The 1146-nt window shown below is 34.4% G+C and carries 1 protein-coding gene; it reads right to left on the bottom strand.

The window, feature by feature from the left end; all coding sequences use genetic code 11:
- Positions 1-61: 61 nt before the first annotated feature.
- Positions 62-946 carry a methyl-accepting chemotaxis protein gene (locus tag A9479_RS19445; protein ID WP_064664328.1) on the bottom strand — a complete coding sequence of 295 codons (885 nt, stop codon included), beginning with the start codon at positions 944-946 and terminating at the stop codon, positions 62-64.
- Positions 947-1146 lie beyond the last annotated feature (200 nt).

Raw genomic sequence — 1146 nt, 5'->3', positions numbered from 1 at the left:
GTTTTGTCATTTAACACCTCAATAATTGGATTATATTCCATTATTAAAGTGTCCTGTTTGATTAAAGCAGATCATCATTTGTAACTCCAAATGTGCGGACAAGTAATAGCAGTTGATTTGATTGTTCTTTCATTTTTAAGGCTTCATCATTAATAATTTGCGTTTTTTGTAAGTTAGATTTAGAGGATTGATTTATAGCGGTAATGTTGTTGTTAACCTCATTTGAAACTACACTTTGCTCCTCAGTAACAGTTGCTATTTGACTTGATAGGTTGTTGATTTCAGATATTTTTGTATTTAGAGTGTTAATTAGTTTACTCGTTTCATTAACTTGATAAATACATTTATCAGCTGTAATTACTCCTTCATGCATTGCCTTAGACCAACCTAACAATGTCTCTTTTATTCCATTCACTGATTCTTTTATTTGTTCTGTCGCCACATGAGTCCGATCTGATAACGCGCGAACCTCGTCAGCAACAACAGAAAAGCCTCTACCATATACACCAGCTCTTGAGGCTTCTATAGCAGCATTTAAAGCAAGTAAGTTTGTTTGATCTGCTATACCCTGAATTTCAAGCATCACACTTCCAACTTTTTCTACTTCAACAGCTAATTCGGATGAAGAATCACACGAGTGTTTAACTTCATTCGATAAAGTCAAAATATCATTTTTAGTTTTTAGCATTGAGTCTTGAGCAAGGCTACATGTTGATGATGCCTCATTAGCAAGAGTAAAGGTTTTAATTGTGTCACTCGATACTTGGCTAATTGACTCATTCATTTGAACAATTGCAGACGAGACAAGCTCTATTTCTTCAGCTTCACTTTTTGAACACAATTGAGACTCATTAGCGGTAACACTTAAGTAAGTAGCTTTTGTAGTTAGTAACTGAAAGCTATCATTTACTCTTCCTAATATTGTTTTTATGGCGCCTTCTAGCATCTTGTACTGGAAATCGATAATGCTAATTGAGCCTGTACCCGAATAGATGTTTCTAGAGACACTATCGTAATCATCTTTTATGGACTTTATTTTTTTAGGAACAAAAATTAACTCTTCTGAAAACCTGAATCGCCCCGTGTTTGCCAGAGACTCAATAACTTGAGAAACTGGAACTATGAAAAAATCAAATCGCTATACAT

The organism is Pseudoalteromonas sp. MQS005 (assembly GCF_001661605.1).
Taxonomy (GTDB): Bacteria; Pseudomonadota; Gammaproteobacteria; order Enterobacterales; family Alteromonadaceae; genus Pseudoalteromonas; species Pseudoalteromonas tetraodonis.
The sequence above is the reverse complement of the archived record's forward strand: the minus strand, read 5'-3'. Positions and strand labels throughout refer to the sequence as shown.